The organism is Stenotrophomonas sp. As-7 (assembly GCF_030291015.1).
In the GTDB taxonomy this organism is placed as follows: domain Bacteria; phylum Pseudomonadota; class Gammaproteobacteria; order Xanthomonadales; family Xanthomonadaceae; genus Stenotrophomonas; species Stenotrophomonas lactitubi.
In genome coordinates this window covers 134,128-151,171 of record NZ_CP127405.1, presented here as the reverse complement: position 1 = coordinate 151,171, position 17,044 = coordinate 134,128, and the positions used below count along the sequence as shown (strand labels likewise).

The window sequence follows — 17,044 nt, the reverse complement described above, 5'->3', positions numbered from 1 at the left end:
CGTGGATCTACTGACTCGGAATGCGCCGTTCAACGTTTCCCGGCGCGCCGGTACACGCCGTTGAAGCGCACGTTCATGCCGCCGCACTCGCTGTTGTCGGCCACGATCAGCACGTCCCCCAACAGCTGCGCGTGCACCGTGCAGGTGTCCTCCACGAAGTCGACCTGGGCGCCATGCGGCACCGCCTGCGCGCTCACCGCGCCGATGTTCGGGCCGCCCGGGCGCTCGGCCGGCGTCGGGTTGGCCGAGGGCCAGTAGGCATCGCCTTCCACGTGCAGCTGGCCGTCGCGCACGCGGATCCGCAGGCCGTTGTCACTGTCCTTCCAGTCTCCCGACCAGGCCTGCAGCGTAGGGGCTGGAACCGGCAACGCCTGCAGCTTGCTGCGATCCACCCAGCCTGCGCTGCCACCGACCTTGTTCGGGAAGAAGGCGCAGCGGTAACCGCCAAGATCGCGCCCGGTCACCACCGTATCGCCGCTCACCACGTAGCTGCGCTGGCGGCAGGCGGGTTCGCCCTTCGCGGGGCAGCCGTCCATGTCACCCAGCAGATACAGGCGCGGCGTGCCGACCACCTTGGCCAGGGCAAAGCCCGATTGCTCCGAAGGAAACGCGCCATTGCGGCAGGAGCCACCATCGGTCAGCTCGCTGGCGGAGGCGGCAAGCGGGCTCAGCGTGGCAAGCAGGAACAGGGTACGTCGCAGCATCCAGGCAACCTCGAAGGGAAGGTCCGCAGGATACCGCCTACTTCTGGGGCGGTGCCCCGCAACCGTCCTGCTGCGCGCAGAACTGCAGTGCGCGCCGTTGCTGCTCGGCGCTCAGTTCCGGTGGCGGCCGCGCGATGGCCGACTGGATCTGGTCCGGGCCACCGGTGAGCTTGTTCACTCCCTTTGCGGCCGCCATCACGCCCTTGACCACGCCCATCATGATGTAGCCCCCGGCCATGCTGACCTGTTCGGGCGACGGCGGCTCGCTCCAGTTGCGGCTGAAGCGGTTGTTCTCGGCCTTCAGCGGATTCTTGAAGCGGTACAGGTCCAGCGGCTGGTCGTCTTCAGGCTTGAGCGCACGCACTTCACCGAGGGTGGTGACGTTGTCCTGCGGCAGGGTGCTGGAAACCGGCGCGGTGATTGCTGCCGGTGCGTCCGCAGGGGGAGCAGGCGCAGGGTCGGGCACTGTCACCGGCGCGGCCTGCTGCGCCTGCGCGATGCCGGTCAGCAGCAGGCTGGCCAGAAGTGCTCCCTGCGTTCCACGTCGTGCCACAGCCATCCACCCTGTTGGTTGCGTCCAGCGACCAAGGATACGGATGCGGGCTTCAGATTTCGTTGGCGGTGGCACGGGCGTTCAGCGCACAGCGCGCCGCACTGAATGATTCACTCCCTCCCGTCACGGTGTCTCACATGTTGAGACCCATCTGTGGTGCCATGTGATCCCCCGAAAATCCTCTTCCCATGGCCTACGAACTCGCCAAGCGCACCGCCGATGCGGAGCAGCAGCTCGCTACCCGCGATGGCCTGCCCGCCCGCGATGGCGCCCTGCTCAGTGCACGCCTGCAGCGCCGCTACCAGGATCGCATCACCGGCAGTTTCGCCATTCCCGGCCGCGAAGGCCGCTACGCGCCGATTCCCGATTCCGTGCCACCGGCCCTGGCTGCGGCACTGAAGGCACGCGGCATCGAGCAGCTCTATAGCCACCAGGCCGAGGCCTGGGACGCCAGCCAGCGTGGCGAGCACGTGGCCATCGTCACCCCCACTGCCAGCGGCAAGTCGCTGTGCTACACCCTGCCGGTGGTCAGCGCCGCCATGCAGGACAAGGCCAAGGCGCTGTACCTGTTCCCGACCAAGGCACTGGCCCAGGACCAAGTGGCCGAACTGCTGGAGCTCAACCGCGCCGGCGACCTCGGGGTGAAGGCCTTCACCTTCGATGGCGACACCCCCGGCGATGCCCGCCAGGCGATCCGCCTGCATGGCGACATCGTGGTTTCCAACCCGGACATGCTGCACCAGGCGATCCTGCCGCATCACACCAAGTGGGCGCAGTTCTTCGAGAATCTGCGCTACATCGTCATCGACGAAGTGCACACCTATCGCGGCGTGTTCGGCAGCCACGTCACCAACGTGCTGCGCCGGCTCAAGCGCATCTGCGCGTTCTACGGGGTGCAACCGCAGTTCATCCTGTGCTCGGCCACCATCGGCAACCCGCAGGCGCATGCCGAGGCGCTGATCGAAGCGCCGGTCACCGCCATCACCGAATCCGGCGCGCCCAGCGGGCCGAAGCAGGTGCTGCTGTGGAACCCGCCGGTGATCAACCCGGACCTGGGCCTGCGTGCCTCGGCGCGCTCGCAGAGCAACCGCATCGCCCGCATCGCGATCAAGTCCGGGCTGAAGACGCTGGTGTTCGCGCAGACCCGGCTGATGGTGGAGGTGCTGACCAAGTACCTGAAGGACATCTTCGACCACGACCCGCGCAAGCCACCGCGCATCCGCGCGTACCGCGGCGGCTACCTGCCCACCGAGCGCCGCGAGACCGAGCGTGCGATGCGTGCCGGCAACATCGACGGCATCGTCAGCACCTCGGCGCTGGAACTGGGCGTGGACATCGGCAGCCTGGACGTGGTGATCCTCAATGGCTATCCCGGCAGCGTGGCCGCCACCTGGCAGCGCTTCGGCCGCGCCGGCCGCCGCCAGCAGCCTGCCCTCGGGGTGATGGTGGCCAGCTCGCAGCCGCTGGACCAGTACGTGGTAAGGCATCCGGACTTCTTCGCCGAAGCGTCGCCGGAACACGCACGCATCGCGCCCGACCAGCCGTTGATCCTGTTCGACCACATCCGCTGCGCGGCGTTTGAACTGCCGTTCCGGGTCGGCGATGGCTTCGGCCCGATCGACCCGGAAGTGTTCCTGGAAGCACTGGCCGAAACCGAGGTGATCCACCGCGAAGGCGAGCGCTGGGAATGGATCGCCGACAGCTACCCGGCCAACGCGGTCAGCCTGCGTGCGGTGGCCGACGGCAACTTCGTGGTGGTCGACCGCAGCGATGGCCGCCAGCAGATCATCGCCGAGGTCGACTATTCGGCTGCCGCGCTCACCCTGTACGAAGGCGCCATCCACATGGTGCAGTCCACCCCCTACCAGGTGGAAACCTTGGACTGGGAAGGCCGCAAGGCCTATGTCACCCGCACCCACGTGGACTACTACACCGACAGCATCGACTTCACCAAGCTCAAGGTGCTGGACCGTTTCGATGGTGGCGTGGCCGGCCGTGGCGATTCACACCATGGCGAAGTGCATGTGGTGCGCCGCGTGGCCGGCTACAAGAAGATCCGCTACTACACGCACGAGAACATCGGCTACGGCCCGGTCAACCTGCCCGACCAGGAACTGCACACCACCGCAGTATGGTGGCAGCTACCGCAGGCGCTGCTGCTGCGCGCCTTCGCCAGCAAGCAGGATGCGCTGGATGGGTTCCTCGGCGCCGCCTATGCGCTGCACATCGTCGCCACGGTGGCGGTGATGGCCGATGCGCGCGACCTGCAGAAGTCGGTGGGCAACGGCGATGGCACCTGGATCGCGATTGCCGACCAGAGCGGCCGCGGCCAGCTGCGTGGCAGCGATGGCGAGCCGGGCGCGGTGGAACTGCTGCAGGAGTTCGTGCCGACCGTGTACCTGTACGACAACTTCCCCGGTGGCGTCGGTCTGAGCGAGCCGCTGTGGCAGCGCCAGGCCGAGCTGGTACAGCGCGCGCGCGAACTGGTACAGCGCTGCGACTGCAGGGCGGGTTGTCCGGCCTGCGTTGGCCCGGTGCTGGCCGCGCAGGAAGAAGATGAAACCTCACCGCGTGCGTTGGCGCTGCGCGTGCTCGACCTGTTCGATGCCGATGCCTGCCAGCATGTCGCCGACGTGGTGGTGAGCACACGCGACCCGATGGAGCTGATCGCCCCGTGAGCCTGAGCCTGGACAAGCTGCGCCTGCTGCGGAAGCAGGCCGGTGACCCGAAAGCAGCCACGCCTGCCGCGCCGGCACAGGACACGCCACCGGCCCCCGTGGCCGCCAACGATGCGCGGCAGCCGTCGGCCGAGCGTTCGGTGTTTGCCTGGGTGGAACAGGAGATCCGCCACAAGCCGACCGGCACCGCCACCTCCACGCCTGCGCCGCCAGCACTGCGACGGCCCGAGGTCGGCAGCCTGCATCGCCTGCTCGGCATGCGCTCGCGTGGCGGCCCGGCGCCGGCACGTGCCAGTGCGCAGGACCGGCAGTTGCCCGGTGAAGAGATCGCGCCCGGCCTGTTCCTGATCGAGTCACTGCAGCCACAGCCGATTCCCACCATGCCGCTGTCGCTGGCGTTCGCCAAGCGCGAAGACCAGCACGTGGCCGCGCGCGACCTGCTGTTCTTCGATACCGAAACCACCGGCCTGGCCGGTGGCACCGGCACCCGCGCCTTCATGATCGGCGCTGCCGACTGGCACGTGTGCCCGCAGCGCGGCGAGGGCCTGCGCATCCGCCAGTTGCTGATCTCCACGATGGCCGCTGAAGAAGCCATGCTGGCCACCTTCGCCCGCTGGCTGCAGCCGCATACCGTGTTCTGCAGCTACAACGGCCGCAGCTACGACGCACCACTGCTGAAGACGCGGTACCGGTTGGCCCGGCAGGCCGATCCCATCACTGCACGGGACCACGTCGACCTGCTGTATCCCACCCGCCGCCGTTATCGCGGTACGTGGGAGAACTGCAAGCTGTCCACCATCGAGCGGCAGCTGCTGCGTGTGGTGCGCGAGGATGATCTGCCCGGCTCGGAAGCCCCTGCTGCGTGGCTGCGTTTCCTGCGCGGCGGCGATGCGCTGAATCTGCGCCGGGTGGCCGACCACAACCACCAGGACGTGGTGACCCTGGCGCTGCTGCTGCAGCGGCTGGTGCGGGAAGAGCAGCGCGAGCGGGAGACGCTGGCGCTGGTAAGCGGATGATCGGGAAGGGCGGGTTCAGGCCGCGTTGACATCGCTGACACACGTCCCGGCGACACTGCCGCTACTGAACGTCACCCAGGAGTACTGCCATGCGTCGATCCTCCCTGTTGCTGCTTGCGGCCATCCTGCCGCTGGCGGCCTGCAGCCATGCCGGTGGCAACGCCTCCGCCGAGGTGGGCAGCCTGCCGGCCAAGGTGTCTGACGGTCCCCAGGAGTGCAATCCTGAAAAGCTGGAAAGCTTCACCGGCAAGACCGCCGACGAAGCGACGATCAAGAAGCTGGTGGCAGACAGTGGCGCGCGCAATGCACGCGTGGTCAAGCCCGGCATGGCCGTCACCATGGACTTCCGCCAGGACCGCGTGACCGTGCAGGTGGACGCGCAGAACCGCATCGAGCGCGCCAGCTGCGGCTGATCAACCGGGGTAGTGCCGGCCGCTGGCCGGCACTACCGGTTCAGAGCCGCTCGGCCTTGCCGCTGGCCAGCGCACGCGCGATTACCTGCTCTGCCTGCTTCGCGGCCTGCGCCTGCAGGCGTGCCTGACGCTCGCCCAGTGCCGCCTGCTTGCTGCCCAGCGCGGCCTGCTGGCTTCCCAGCGCGGCCTGCTGGCTGGCGAGACGGCTCATCTCGCGGCTGCGCTCGGACTGCAGCGCCTGGTTGCGGGCAACCTGTGACGCGCGCTGTGCTTCAGCCGCTGCCTGCCGCGCAATCGCCGCATCATCCACCGCGCCACGGGTGGCCCGTGCCGCTTCGGCTGCCGCTTCACGGTTGATGTCGCGATCGTTGATCGCACTGCGTGCAGCCCGTGCGGCGGCAAGGGCGATCTCACGCGCCTCTTCACCTTGCAGCCTGCCCAGCTCGCCCTGCTCGCGGCCGAGCTGACCCTGCTGACGGCCCAACGCGCTCTGCTGGCGCCCCAGTTCACTCTGCTGGCGGCCCAGATCGGCGGCGCCGGCATAGGCACGCTGCAACGACTGGATCAGCATCGGATCGCGCACCACGTAGCGCTTGTCACCCTGACGGAACCACAGCGCCGGGCCGTCACCAATCCGGCTGCGCGCCTGCATCACGTCATCCATGCCGGCGTTGGCGAACGCCTGGCCATGATCGACCAACACGAAGGCCTGCTGCGGTGGCGTGCCGAGATCGAGCTGGCCATGGGTGACGATGGTGGTTCCGGTGTGCGAATGGGTGCTCGTGTCCTGCTCCTCGTACTCGTCAGCATCGGCCGGTTCTTCCGGCTCAGCCGGCTCAGCCCAGTCGGCAGGCTCTGCAGGCACGGCGGCCGCTGGCGGTGCCGCGGGGGCCGCGGGGGCGGCAGGCGCGGCTGGCGGCGGCGGCGCTGGCACAGCACGCGGCGGTGCCGGCGGCGCGGGCGGGACCGGAGCGGCCACCAGCCGCATCGGCGCCACACCCACGGCCAACACGACCAGGGTCAAGCCAACGGCCAGCAGGCGCGGGCACGCCCGGTGCGACTGCAGCGAGAGCAGGCGGCGCTTGAGGCTGGTGGCGCTGGGCGCTGCGCTGGCCACGCCGAGGTGCGGCTGCGGCGCCACACCCAGCTGCAGCAACAGGCGGCCATAGGCATGGCGGCTGGCGCCATGTTGGCCGACCACGGCCGCATCCACTGCTTCCTCGCGGGCCTGGGCGTATTCGCGCACGGCCAGGCGCAGCAGAGGATTGAAGAAGAACAGATGCTGGGCCAGCGCCGGCAGCAGTCCCCACTGCAGGTCACGACGCTGCAGGTGCTGCAGTTCGTGGGTCAGTGCCAGATCCAGCGCATCGCCCTGCAGCGCGTTCATTCCCGCCGGCAGCAGCAGCACCGGACGGAACGGCCCGACCAGCTGCGGTGCGTCAACCTGGTCGCTCATCCACAGGCGTGGCGCGCGACGCAGGCCGTGCGCATCCGCGGCCAGCTGCAGCGCCTGCACCAGTGCCTGGTCCTCGCACGGATACGACGCTGCCAGCAGCGCGCGGCAACGGCGCCACTCACCGAAGGTGCGCAGGGCCATCAGCAGCACGCCGGACGCCCACAGCGCGGCCAGTGCCAATGCCCACCAGGCCACCGGCGTGCTGCCGACATCACCAATCGGCGTGTTCGCCAGCAGGTGCGCCGATGCCTCCGGTGCCATCGTGTACATCGCGTCCGCGGCAAGATCCACGGTCGTCATTGCCACCGCATCGGGTGCGGGCAGCCAGGCCAGCTGCAGCGGTTGGCTCCACAACAGGCCGACCACGGCCTGCAGCGAAACCAGCCACCACAAGCGGCAACGGGTGGCTGCCGACAGTGTCGGCAGCGCGCGGCACAGCAGGTACACCAGCGCCACCAGCAGCACGGTCTGCAGGCTCGTCCAGCCCAGCCGCTCCAGCATCGGAATCAACATCGAGGTATCCATGGCTCAGTCCTCCTGGCGACGCGATTGCAGTTCGGCCACCAGCGCTTCCAGTTCGGCCAGTTCGTTGTCGCTGACCTTCTGCCGCTGCGACAGGTACGCCACGAACGGTGACACCGAGCCCTGCAGGGTGTTGTCGACGAACTGGGCGACGGCACCCTGCAGCACGCTCTCGGGGCCGCGGGTGGGCTGGTAACGGTAGACGCCCTGCTGCTGCCGGCGCTGCAGGTAACCCTTGGCACGCAGGCGCTCCATCATCGTCAACACGGTGGACCGGGCCAGCCCGCGCGGTTCGCCATAGCCGCTGGCGACCTCGCCGACGCTGGCCGGCGCCTGCTCATCCACATACTGCAGCAGGGCCAGTTCCTGGTCCCCGATGGTCTTGCCACGCATGACAACACTCCCTTGACTACACGTGTCGCTACTGTTGCCATGACGACACCTGTAGTCAACCCCCCGGAAGTCATGGGCCGACGAACGGTAGGGCGCGCGGCGGGCTTAAATATGCAGGGGCGTAAAGATTGTCGTAAACGACAAATCGGCAGCGAATTTCAGAAAAGATTGTCGTATACGTCAAATCGACGGCGAATTTCGGAAAAGTTTGTCGGTCGGCGGCCTTACGCAGAGTGTCGAGATGCTCTTTTGGCTACATCTGTGCGCCTCAACTCGCGGACATGATCCGTCCAATTTGATAGCTGCGGCGACCTGCGGTTGCGGGTGGTCGCTCTTCAAGAGCGACTATGGATCGCAGCTGATTACGACCAAACGAGTGTCGTCGCTCTTACCCTATATTCCTGCGAATTTAGGGGCGTAAACGCAGGAATCTTGCGTAGCGCTGTCAGCCACGACGCAATCCCAGACACTCATGTGCTCGGCTGCGTCGCCTTACGGTTCCAAGGCATGCGCATCAGTACGCGTGCCAGCCCGCAGAACCCCGAGACCCCAGCGAAGAGAAGCCCAGCTCCCACGAAGCCCGAGAGCGCGTGAAACCAGGGCGAGACCGTGGCACCGAGCACGGCTCCGAGCACGATCAAGGATCCCGCTGCAATCTGTACCTGCCGCTGCAGCTCGATTGGATGCGAGGCATCGACCACTACGGGCAGCCCCGCCTTTTTCCAGGCGTCCAGCCCGCCCTCCAGCACGTAGGCTTCGCAGGCCGTCGAGGCCCCCAGCGCCGGCGAGTTCACCCGCGTCCGGTTGCCAGAGCGGCAATGAAAGATGACGGCTGGCGCGCCATCAAGCTGCAGGTCGCCGCTTCGCAGACTTTCCATGGGTACATGACGTGCCGTGGCTATGCGTTCGCGGGCGTGTTCGTCCGCAGCACGGATGTCCACCAGCACGGCTCCCCGGCCTAGGAGTTCGCTTGCAGCTTGAGGCGAGATGGATTTCAGTGACATGGGAGCCTCTGGTGGCGGGTCATGGGCAGAAGAGGGTCTTGAGTGTGGCGATGAGCTTGGCCACGTCCGGATTCTCAATGCGGTAGTGCAGGGTCTGTGACTCACGCCGGTAGGCCACCAAGCCTTCCTCGCGCATCTTGGCCAAATGCTGGGACAAGGCGGACTGGCTCAAGGTCACGTGGTCAAGCAGGGTGCCGACTGTCATCTCGCCATGCTCAATCAGCAGGCAAAGGACGAGTAGGCGGTGCTCATTGCCAACCGCCCGCAACATGGCCGCGGCCCTAGCCGCGCCTTCCTGCAAAAACGACTGATCCTTTTGGCTGAGCATCATGGCGCCATATATTTCATGTATTGCTAATTTAGCATGAACTAATACATAGTCAATACACCACTTCCAAGGCAGGACACTCCCCATGCGACCCTCTGCTCAGATCCAGGCTTTCTTCGACGAGACCACGAACACCGTGACCTATCTGGTGTCAGATCCAGTGACGCGGCAGGCGGCCGTGATCGATCCCGTGCTCGACTACGACCATCGCAGCGGCAATGTTTCCACCGCATCGGCAGATCAGGTTCTGGCTGACGCGGCTGCGCAGTTGCTGGAGGTAGCCTGGATCTTGGAGACCCACGCACATGCAGACCACCTGAGCGCGGCGCCCTATCTCAAGGAGCGCACCGGTGCCCGGGTTGCGATCGGGGAGCACATCTGCGACGTACAGGCGATGTTCCGCCCGGTTTTCAACCTGAACGACGTGTCGGGCGATGGCGGCGAGTTCGACCATCTGCTGCGCGATGGCGAGACCTTCACTATTGGCGAGCTCGAAGTGGAAGTGCTACACACACCTGGCCACACACCGGCATGCGTGTCCTACCGGATTGGCGATGCGGTGTTCGTGGGCGACACTCTGTTTATGCCGGACTACGGCACTGCGCGCGCCGACTTCCCCGGTGGTAACGCCCGCACCTTGTACCAATCGATCCAGAAGCTCCTCGCGCTGCCACCCGCCACACGGCTGTTCATGTGCCACGACTACAAGGCACCTGGCCGCGCGAGTTACGCGTGGGAGAGCACTGTCGCCGAGGAACGCTCGCGCAACGTGCACGTTCACGATGGGGTGGACGCAGATGCGTTCGTGGCCATGCGCGAGCGTCGGGACGCGACGCTGGCCGCACCAGCGCTGCTGCTGCCGTCGGTCCAAGTCAACATCCGCGCGGGCCGCTGGCCCAAGGCAGAGTCCAACGGAGTGTGCTACCTCAAGACCCCAATGCGCCCTCCCGCCTGACTGCAGGCTGTCGTCAGGCAGATCCGGCCGAACATTCGATGCACGTTACCACTCGCCAGTCGGATGCACCCGCGTCAATACTTAGTTCTTGCAGTCACTTCGAGGAAGTGCTGTTCCGAAGAGCCCACTCAACTGATGAGCTGACATGGAGTGTGTGCATCGGGCCCCGAGCGGACGTTCTCAACTCTGGAATTAAGCCGACCCGCGAAGCGGGCTCAGCATAAATGAACTATTGGAAAGCGCTAGCGGAATGCTCCCAGCGCCGTGATGATGCCTTGAAATGCCCCTGAGCTAGCAACGCCTTCAAGAATTGCACGTGTGCTTCGCAAGCTCTCCTTTATCACACTCACATTAGGGCTAGGAGCTGCCAACTGGGCTTCAACGCAAGTGACTTCAGACTTGATTTGAGCACCCGCATCGACCTCCAGGTTCACCTCATCCATGCGGCTGCGCAGCTCTCTGATAACTTGAGCAACAGCCTCTAGATCCAATCCTTTGCTATACCCCTGTGTTGAACTTGTTGTGTCTTGCTGGATCTGAGAGTCCTGCATTGATCCGATCAAGTTCCCTAGATTCCCCACATTAAGCGTGACGTTTCCAGCCTGCTTTTGATCCTCCGCTGAGAAGCTCATCCCCTCTCCCATGATGCCTTGCTCTTCTAGCCCAAGCGCCCACTCCAGCACTATGCTCCGCACTTTATCCACAAGTCCGTGGATCTGGGTGTGAGACAGAATTACTGCGGGCTGCAAGGGGAATTCCATACCTTTCATCAGGCTATTTTCAATGCTTCGAGGCAGACGGACATACGCCATACTGCTGCCCCCATTCGCAATCTTGTCCAGCTCCGAAATGGCCTGAGAGGTTCCACGCTTCGAGAGTAGCTCAGCATGCTCCGGGTTTGACACCAGGAGCGGAACCCAGCCGTTATATGGGTTATGAACTTTTAGCTCACCACGAAGCTTCCTGTACTCGGGAACCTCTGCGCCTTGCGGATATCCGTTCAGTTCATATGTGAGCCAATCAACCAGATCGGTAACTTTGAGTTTCCTCGCAACAACCAGGGCCTTACGAAGAAGATCAGCAGCACTAACTGACCTATCAAGTGCATCCCTTTGCAACTCAAGTACTAACGAACCCATATTTCGCCCTCTGATGAACTTTAGGCATCAACCGAAGATGGCCAGCAAAGAGGGAATATATGTTGCTAGTTGGGCTCCGATCGCACCAGACGCAGCACCCTCGCACAGGCGGCCAAGACTTGAAAGTCCATCCTTGATGATCGAACGCTTGGGGTTTGGGGAGTTGGATTGAGCCCGTAGCGTTTCAACCTCTGACTTCAACTCCCTCCACAGATCAGAATCGGATTTGTTCGACTCTAGAATATTCGTGGCAAATTCGACGAACTCTGCCAGAGACTCCCTTTCACCCACATTTACTTTGCTCGTTAGCGTCTGCACGCTCGAGGAAGTTCCCTGCTGAATTGCGGAGCCGATCATCTGGTTAACGTAGAGCATGTTGACCGGCATGAAGTTCGAAGTAGCCTCATCTGGCTTAGCGAAGGCGCTCTCTACCTCGACGATACCTTTATGCTTGATACGTACCATCCCTGGCAGCCCCATCACCACTCGTCTTACCTCAACAAGGCCTTGCCCCTCCAAGTAGTCAACTGCCGACTTGAAGGCCCCCTCGTCCTCGTCTCCGCAGGCCTGGAATAGCACACCGCCGTTAACGAACTTATGCACATCACTGCCACTCAGCTCGTAGAGCTTGTGAAGAACCAGTAGACGAAGCTTGTGCTTCTGCTTTAGTGCTTCTTGCATGACGCGTCCTGAAAGTTATCGATGTGGGCTCACTACCCAATAACTAGACCCGAGAGCCCGGCTAGACGATTTAGCCAAAAAAACCATGTGATGGTCTTTTCCTTGGATACGGATCGATCTTAGGGCGACTGCGCTCGGCTAACAAGCCCGCAAATAGCAGTCCCTCCGCAGGCTCGGCGATCATTGCAAACTCGCGCCAATAAGGTGCGGATGTCCGCCTTAGGTCGAAAGCGGACTCTAGCACTCTTGATCGCGCGGTCTGGCGCCGACGCGTCTGCTTTCGGCCAAGAACAGGCCTTCTATGAAAGCAGCAGGGGTGGACGCCAAAGTTGAGGCGTCGCGTGCTTTCCGGCAGGCGGGCATTTCTTCATCAAAGCATCGCTGCTGAGCGGAGCGTGAGCGAGAACCCAGCGCCGCAGCACCCCTATCAGCCGCCTAACACGCTCTTTAGAACGAGATAGCGCGCGAAAAAATAGGATTGAGGTAATCTACCATCGATCCTTCCTATGCCAGTACTCAACCTGTCCTTGGGCATAGGTCAGGGCTTGCTTTAGCGCCTGAACTCGGGCCTCCGTAACGCCATCCTCAACAATGTCTTCACAGGCGCTTTCAAGTGCCCAATACACCGGAGCCGCCCGGTTAATATAGTGCAGCCACTCGCTCAACTCACGATGTGTTGGGACGGTCGCCGCGTGCACATGTCGTGCCAGATCGGCGGATAGATCTCGCAGCGCAATCGTCACATCCCAAGGCTCATTGATCGTAGACATCAGCAAGGCTCCTGTTTCTCGGGCATAAGCACAATTGGGCGAATGGATTGATGGGGTCGGAATAGCGCCCTTTGTAGCAACGCTGGATTCGATGTGGAAGGATGTCAGCTTTCGGCCACAAGCGGACATCCGCCTAGTCTCGAAAGCCCTCCTAGTCACCAGCCAACCCCGGCAGCTACGTTCGGCTAGTTTCGGATGTGTGCCGTGGGTACGTTATTGCGGGAGGTCGCTGCGGCTCCAGCGCAGCCATGACCGTCGCAGAAGCAGCCGCCGCTGCCGCGCCTAAACGCTCGGCCTGCCGCTGTTGCTCCCGGGTAGGCGGCAGGCCCGGGAGCGGCCCCCTTGGTTCAATCGGCGTGTTGTCGGTCAGTCGGATTACCGCCTCTCGCAGCGGCATGCCCGGGTACAGCCTAGCGGCGCACCATCGCTCTGCGAAGCGCTTGCCCTGCCGGATGCTGACGACGGGAGCATTTTTGGTCTGCCACATCTTCAAAGCGTTCAGATGCAGACGGTAGCTACCCTCGCGGGTTGGGCTGATGCTAGCGACCTGGCGCCCGTTCCACCACAGTCCCCAGCGGCCACCCATCTGGACCCAGCCCGAGGGAATTGGGGCGGTGCGGAAGCTCTGGTAGCCGATAGAAGGAAGCATGCAGATCAGCTTACGCTTGCGCGTCGCACGACCTGCGACGCCGTCAGGCCATCAAATGCGGAGAGACGATGACCGAGAGTTGATCCACGGCCGTGATCCTTCCATCTAGGTCTTCGCCGGCCCGAGCGAAGCCCGTCCAGTCCGAGATCGCAACCTTTCCTAATGCCATCTGGTCTACACGAATCCAGTGCATCGACCAGAAAGGGAATTGGCGGCGCCCCAGCCTCCCTCGATTGAGTTCGATGACGTTCTGGTGGGATGTCGCCCCGTACACGCGCTGTAGGGCAACACCAAGCCCGTCCTCCGGACCTTCGATGTACTGCAGGAACCTAGCTCCGTCGAACAGAAGTACCCCGGTTACGCCTGCCTGAAGGTTGAAGGCAGCTGCATCCGAGACTATCTGATCGATCTTACCGAGATCGAGATCGGCTGACTCACTGACATATGCCGCTGCACGAATAGGCATAGCCTGACCTTGGCTGAATAGATATCAACCATAAGATGGTCTGCGTTGCCCGTAGGTGACAGACAACAACCTGAATACGCAAAATTGGAAAGCTCTGGTCGTGGAGTGCAGAAGAACTCAGCCAGTGCCGTCCGGCAGTGGAACAGGCCCCAAGCTGCTGATTCAAACGGCACCGAGGTCGTGCACGGACGCTTGTCCTTTGCGAAGCGACACAGCCAAAAGCCTGCCTCCTGCAACCTGCCGCCCGCTCGCCCTGTTCAGCCACTCTGCCTGAAGGCGACCCGCCCGCAGTACATCTTCCGGATCAAAGCTGTCATTCCTGCCCTGCAGCGGATCTCCCGGCGAAGCCAGACCGCCAACAAAAGGTTGAACTCGCGCGGGTTCCCCGCTGACGCTTTTGGAATATGCGGTGGCCACCATACGCCCCGCCCTCGGGGACCACCCGCCCAGGACGAGTTCAGTTCGACACGCGATTATCAATTTAGCGATCACACCTACTCTTCGCACGGCCAAGTAGACGGAGCGAAGAGCGTGAGAGTTTGGACCAAGGTTGTGGCCGCCCTGTTGGGTTCGATGATGTTCCTCTCGACGGCAAGCTCAAGCCCGCTTCCGTGGGGCACTGACAATGAGGTACTTCCGGCGAATGAGGTCTTCCAGCTAGCGCCTCCGGAATCATCCGCTGATGGGGCAACGGCAGCGGTTCACATTCCTGACGGCTACTACATCTACAAGCACTCCCTGCGGGCAACCGACAGCACTGGGAAAGCACTGAGGATTGAATTGCCTCCAGCTGAGGCAAAGCATGACGAGTTCTTCGGCGACACAGAAACATACAAGGGCGATGCCCTTGCGCTGCGCATCTTTGGCAAGCCGGATGAAGTTGTGGACATCCATTGGCAGGGTTGCGCGGAGGCCGGCATCTGCTATCCACCACAGAAGATTCGTACGAAATTGCCACCGCAGGGAACCACCGCGGCCGAGACGGCCTCAACTCCGCCAGTCCCCACCACTGCACGCGTCACCCCCTCACCCGAGCGGCGCCCAGCCGATGCGGGTCGCGTCGAACACGCCGATGTCGACGCACAAGGTGCTGCTCCACCAGCTCCCACGGACTCGCAGGTGAGCGTGGACCTCGCTGCGGCGCCTGCCGAAGATAGCCCAGCTCAGCTCAATTCTCCCGTCAAAGCAACGGAAGATCTCGCTGACGATCAGCGGGCTGCATCCGCCCTGAGCTCGAAGAGCCTGGGTGCACTGGTGATGTTCTTTGGGTTCGGCCTACTACTGGCCTTCACCCCCTGCTCGCTGCCAATGATCCCGATCGTATCTAGCATCGTGATCGGATCGAGCTCATCCACCCGCAAGTCGCTCGCCCTCACTGCCGCCTATGTACTCGCGATGGCAATTACCTACTCCGCCATGGGACTTGCTGCTGGTCTTGCCGGCGCAAACCTGCAAGCGATGTTCCAGTCACCTTGGCTCCTTGGGCCACTAGCCTTAGTGTTCCTGACACTTGCTGTGTCGCTCTTTGGTGCCTTCGAGCTTCAACTTCCTCAGGCGCTGACCAATCGCCTGCACTCACTCGGTGCCGGACAGGGAGGTGGGGCCTACGCTGGCGCGGTCGTTCTGGGCGCGCTGTCGGGCTTGCTCATTGGGCCATGCATGACCGCGCCACTTGCTGGCGCGCTCCTCTTCATCGGGCAGTCTGGAAGCCCCTTGTTTGGCGCCGCCGCACTATTCGTACTGGGCTTGGGAATGGGGGCGCCGCTGCTTGCCCTGGCAGCGTTCGGCCCTCGAGTCCTACCCAAGCCTGGGAAGTGGATGGACCGTGTGCGATCTGCATTTGGCTACGTCATGCTGGCTACCGCCGTCTCGATGGGCTCGCGATTCATGCCCCCATCGGCTACTGCGCTGCTTTGGGCAACACTGCTTCTTGCTGCCGCGATGGCACTTCTGTCGCTCGCCAAGCACGTAATGAAGGGAGCCGCATCCTCCTTCGGCAAGGCCGCCTCGATGGTGGCGGCTACTTGGGCAATGTCCATCGTCCTTGGAACGGCAGCCGGTCACCCTGATCCTCTTCGACCACTGGCGTTCCTGGCAAACGCCACTACAGAAGCTGAATCCCTGGAGTTTGCTGAAACAGCCTCACTCTCGGACTTAAAGAGGCAAATCCAGGATGCGGCTCTGGAAGGAAAGTGGACGATGGTGGACTTCTATGCAGACTGGTGCATCAGCTGTCATGTGATGGAACGCGATGTATTCAGCGATAGGGACGTTAGATCACGCTTGTCCGCCATGCACGTGGTGCGCCCTGATGTGACCAAAAACGATCGCGCCGACCAGGAACTCCTTCAGGCTTACGGAGTCATTGGCCCCCCGACCATTCTCTTCTTTGATCCTGATGGACGTGAGCGACGCGATCTAAGGATTACCGGCGAAGTGGGCCTAGAGAGCTTCCTCACGACGCTGAATCGGACGGAGGGCCACTGATGTCGATGAGCCATGTCTGGCCCCTTGTTCTTCCTGTGCTGTTGGGAGCAGCATCTGTTTACCTAACTCTGCGCATGCTTCTTCGGAGGCAGCCCTCGAAGGATCGAGCGCTCGCGATCAGTCTGGCTGTAGACGCGGTCGCCATAGCCGTTGTGACGGCCAGGATGGGCTACGTCGTGATCTGGTGGCGCGAATACCTCACCGAGCCCCTATCTGTGATGGCCATTGGTGATGGAGGCTATGTTGGGTGGCTCGGCCTCGTCGCTGCCGTCAGCGTCGCGCTGTGGCGCACACGTGGCAGAAACACACTGATGATCAAGTCAGCGAGCTCGATCATCGTCGGGGCTGCAGTGGGATGGGGCACGCTGGCGCTTGTCGACCAGATGCAGCCCAAGGGTGATCCCATCCCGGATCTGTCACTGCTCCATCCAGGAGGGCAACCCTACGATCTTTCCGGCTTGAAAGGAAAGCCGATCATCGTGAACCTCTGGGCGACTTGGTGTCCTCCGTGTCGTAGGGAGCTGCCAGCCATGCAACGAGCCCAACGTGAGCTGCCGGGTGCGACCATTGCATTTGTCAACCAAGGGGAGGGAGCTGCTGATGTAGTGGTTTATATCAAACAGAACCGACTTTCATCCCAGAACGTACTGCTGGATCCAACCGCTTCCTTTGCGGAGGCGGTGGGGGCGAAAGTCTACCCAACAACGCTCTTCTATGACTCAGGTGGACACTTGGTTCACACTCATGTGGGCGAGCTTAGTGAAGCAGCCCTCAGGACCAAGGCGGCAGCGCTATTTGGTCAGAAGGTCGCGAAGGATCAGTAGACGATC

Annotated in this window: 16 protein-coding genes; 6 read left to right on the top strand and 10 right to left on the bottom strand. The window is 63.0% G+C overall.

The genetic code is table 11. The features are described from left to right. Positions 1 to 29 precede the first annotated feature (29 nt). Both QP457_RS00650 and QP457_RS00645 read right to left on the bottom strand, forming a co-directional pair. Positions 30 to 704, bottom strand: a complete 675-nt coding sequence (locus tag QP457_RS00650) for a hypothetical protein (RefSeq protein WP_180164657.1) — start codon at positions 702 to 704, stop codon at positions 30 to 32. 37 nt (positions 705 to 741) lie between these two features. Beyond that, positions 742 to 1,263 (bottom strand): hypothetical protein, encoded by a 522-nt coding sequence (locus tag QP457_RS00645; RefSeq protein ID WP_089241765.1) that lies wholly within the window; start codon positions 1,261 to 1,263, stop codon positions 742 to 744. Between the two features lie 182 nt (positions 1,264 to 1,445). On the opposite strand from QP457_RS00645, the gene QP457_RS00640 reads away from it, so the two are divergent. From QP457_RS00640 to QP457_RS00630, 3 genes are all read left to right on the top strand, one after another. After that, positions 1,446 to 3,935 (top strand): DEAD/DEAH box helicase, encoded by a 2,490-nt coding sequence (locus QP457_RS00640; protein WP_191078496.1) that lies wholly within the window; start codon positions 1,446 to 1,448, stop codon positions 3,933 to 3,935. Beyond that, entirely contained in the window at positions 3,932 to 4,951 is a 1,020-nt protein-coding gene (locus QP457_RS00635; protein ID WP_205405409.1) for a ribonuclease H-like domain-containing protein, read from the top strand. Before QP457_RS00640 ends, QP457_RS00635 begins: the two co-directional genes overlap by 4 nt. An 89-nt stretch (positions 4,952 to 5,040) precedes the next feature. Beyond that, on the top strand, positions 5,041 to 5,364 hold the full coding sequence (locus QP457_RS00630; protein WP_205405410.1) for an I78 family peptidase inhibitor: 324 nt from the start codon (positions 5,041 to 5,043) through the stop codon (positions 5,362 to 5,364). Between the two features lie 40 nt (positions 5,365 to 5,404). On the opposite strand, the gene QP457_RS00625 is transcribed toward QP457_RS00630, so the two are convergent. From QP457_RS00625 to QP457_RS00610, 4 genes are all read right to left on the bottom strand, one after another. Next, positions 5,405 to 7,345 (bottom strand): M56 family metallopeptidase, encoded by a 1,941-nt coding sequence (locus QP457_RS00625; RefSeq protein ID WP_205405411.1) that lies wholly within the window; start codon positions 7,343 to 7,345, stop codon positions 5,405 to 5,407. A gap of 3 nt (positions 7,346 to 7,348) precedes the next feature. Continuing rightward, entirely contained in the window at positions 7,349 to 7,735 is a 387-nt protein-coding gene (locus QP457_RS00620) for a BlaI/MecI/CopY family transcriptional regulator (protein WP_025876036.1), read from the bottom strand. Positions 7,736 to 8,205: 470 nt separating this feature from the next. After that, positions 8,206 to 8,739, bottom strand: coding sequence for a rhodanese family protein (locus QP457_RS00615; protein WP_205405412.1), 534 nt, complete (start codon positions 8,737 to 8,739; stop codon positions 8,206 to 8,208). 19 nt (positions 8,740 to 8,758) lie between these two features. Then, positions 8,759 to 9,070: a metalloregulator ArsR/SmtB family transcription factor gene (locus QP457_RS00610; protein WP_205405413.1), complete on the bottom strand. Its 312-nt coding sequence runs from the start codon at positions 9,068 to 9,070 to the stop codon at positions 8,759 to 8,761. A gap of 82 nt (positions 9,071 to 9,152) precedes the next feature. Between QP457_RS00610 and QP457_RS00605 the strand changes: the two genes are divergently transcribed. Then, complete coding sequence (locus QP457_RS00605) at positions 9,153 to 10,022, top strand: MBL fold metallo-hydrolase (protein WP_205405414.1); 870 nt, start codon at positions 9,153 to 9,155, stop codon at positions 10,020 to 10,022. Positions 10,023 to 10,264: 242 nt separating this feature from the next. On the opposite strand, the gene QP457_RS00600 is transcribed toward QP457_RS00605, so the two are convergent. From QP457_RS00600 to QP457_RS00580, 4 genes are all read right to left on the bottom strand, one after another. Beyond that, a complete protein-coding gene (locus QP457_RS00600) occupies positions 10,265 to 11,161 on the bottom strand; it encodes a hypothetical protein (RefSeq protein WP_205405415.1) in 897 nt (298 codons plus the stop codon). 27 nt (positions 11,162 to 11,188) lie between these two features. Then, positions 11,189 to 11,842 (bottom strand): hypothetical protein, encoded by a 654-nt coding sequence (locus tag QP457_RS00595; RefSeq protein ID WP_205405416.1) that lies wholly within the window; start codon positions 11,840 to 11,842, stop codon positions 11,189 to 11,191. A 488-nt stretch (positions 11,843 to 12,330) separates the two neighbouring features. Continuing rightward, positions 12,331 to 12,612, bottom strand: a complete 282-nt coding sequence (locus tag QP457_RS00590; protein ID WP_205405417.1) for a hypothetical protein — start codon at positions 12,610 to 12,612, stop codon at positions 12,331 to 12,333. 692 nt (positions 12,613 to 13,304) lie between these two features. Then, a complete protein-coding gene (locus QP457_RS00580) occupies positions 13,305 to 13,727 on the bottom strand; it encodes a BLUF domain-containing protein (RefSeq protein ID WP_205405418.1) in 423 nt (140 codons plus the stop codon). Positions 13,728 to 14,279: 552 nt separating this feature from the next. Here QP457_RS00580 and dsbD point away from each other — a divergent pair. After that, entirely contained in the window at positions 14,280 to 16,214 is a 1,935-nt protein-coding gene (gene dsbD / locus QP457_RS00575; RefSeq protein ID WP_205405419.1) for a protein-disulfide reductase DsbD, read from the top strand. Continuing rightward, positions 16,214 to 17,038: a TlpA disulfide reductase family protein gene (locus QP457_RS00570; RefSeq protein ID WP_205405420.1), complete on the top strand. Its 825-nt coding sequence runs from the start codon at positions 16,214 to 16,216 to the stop codon at positions 17,036 to 17,038. The genes dsbD and QP457_RS00570 overlap by 1 nt, the downstream gene beginning before the upstream one ends. Positions 17,039 to 17,044 lie beyond the last annotated feature (6 nt).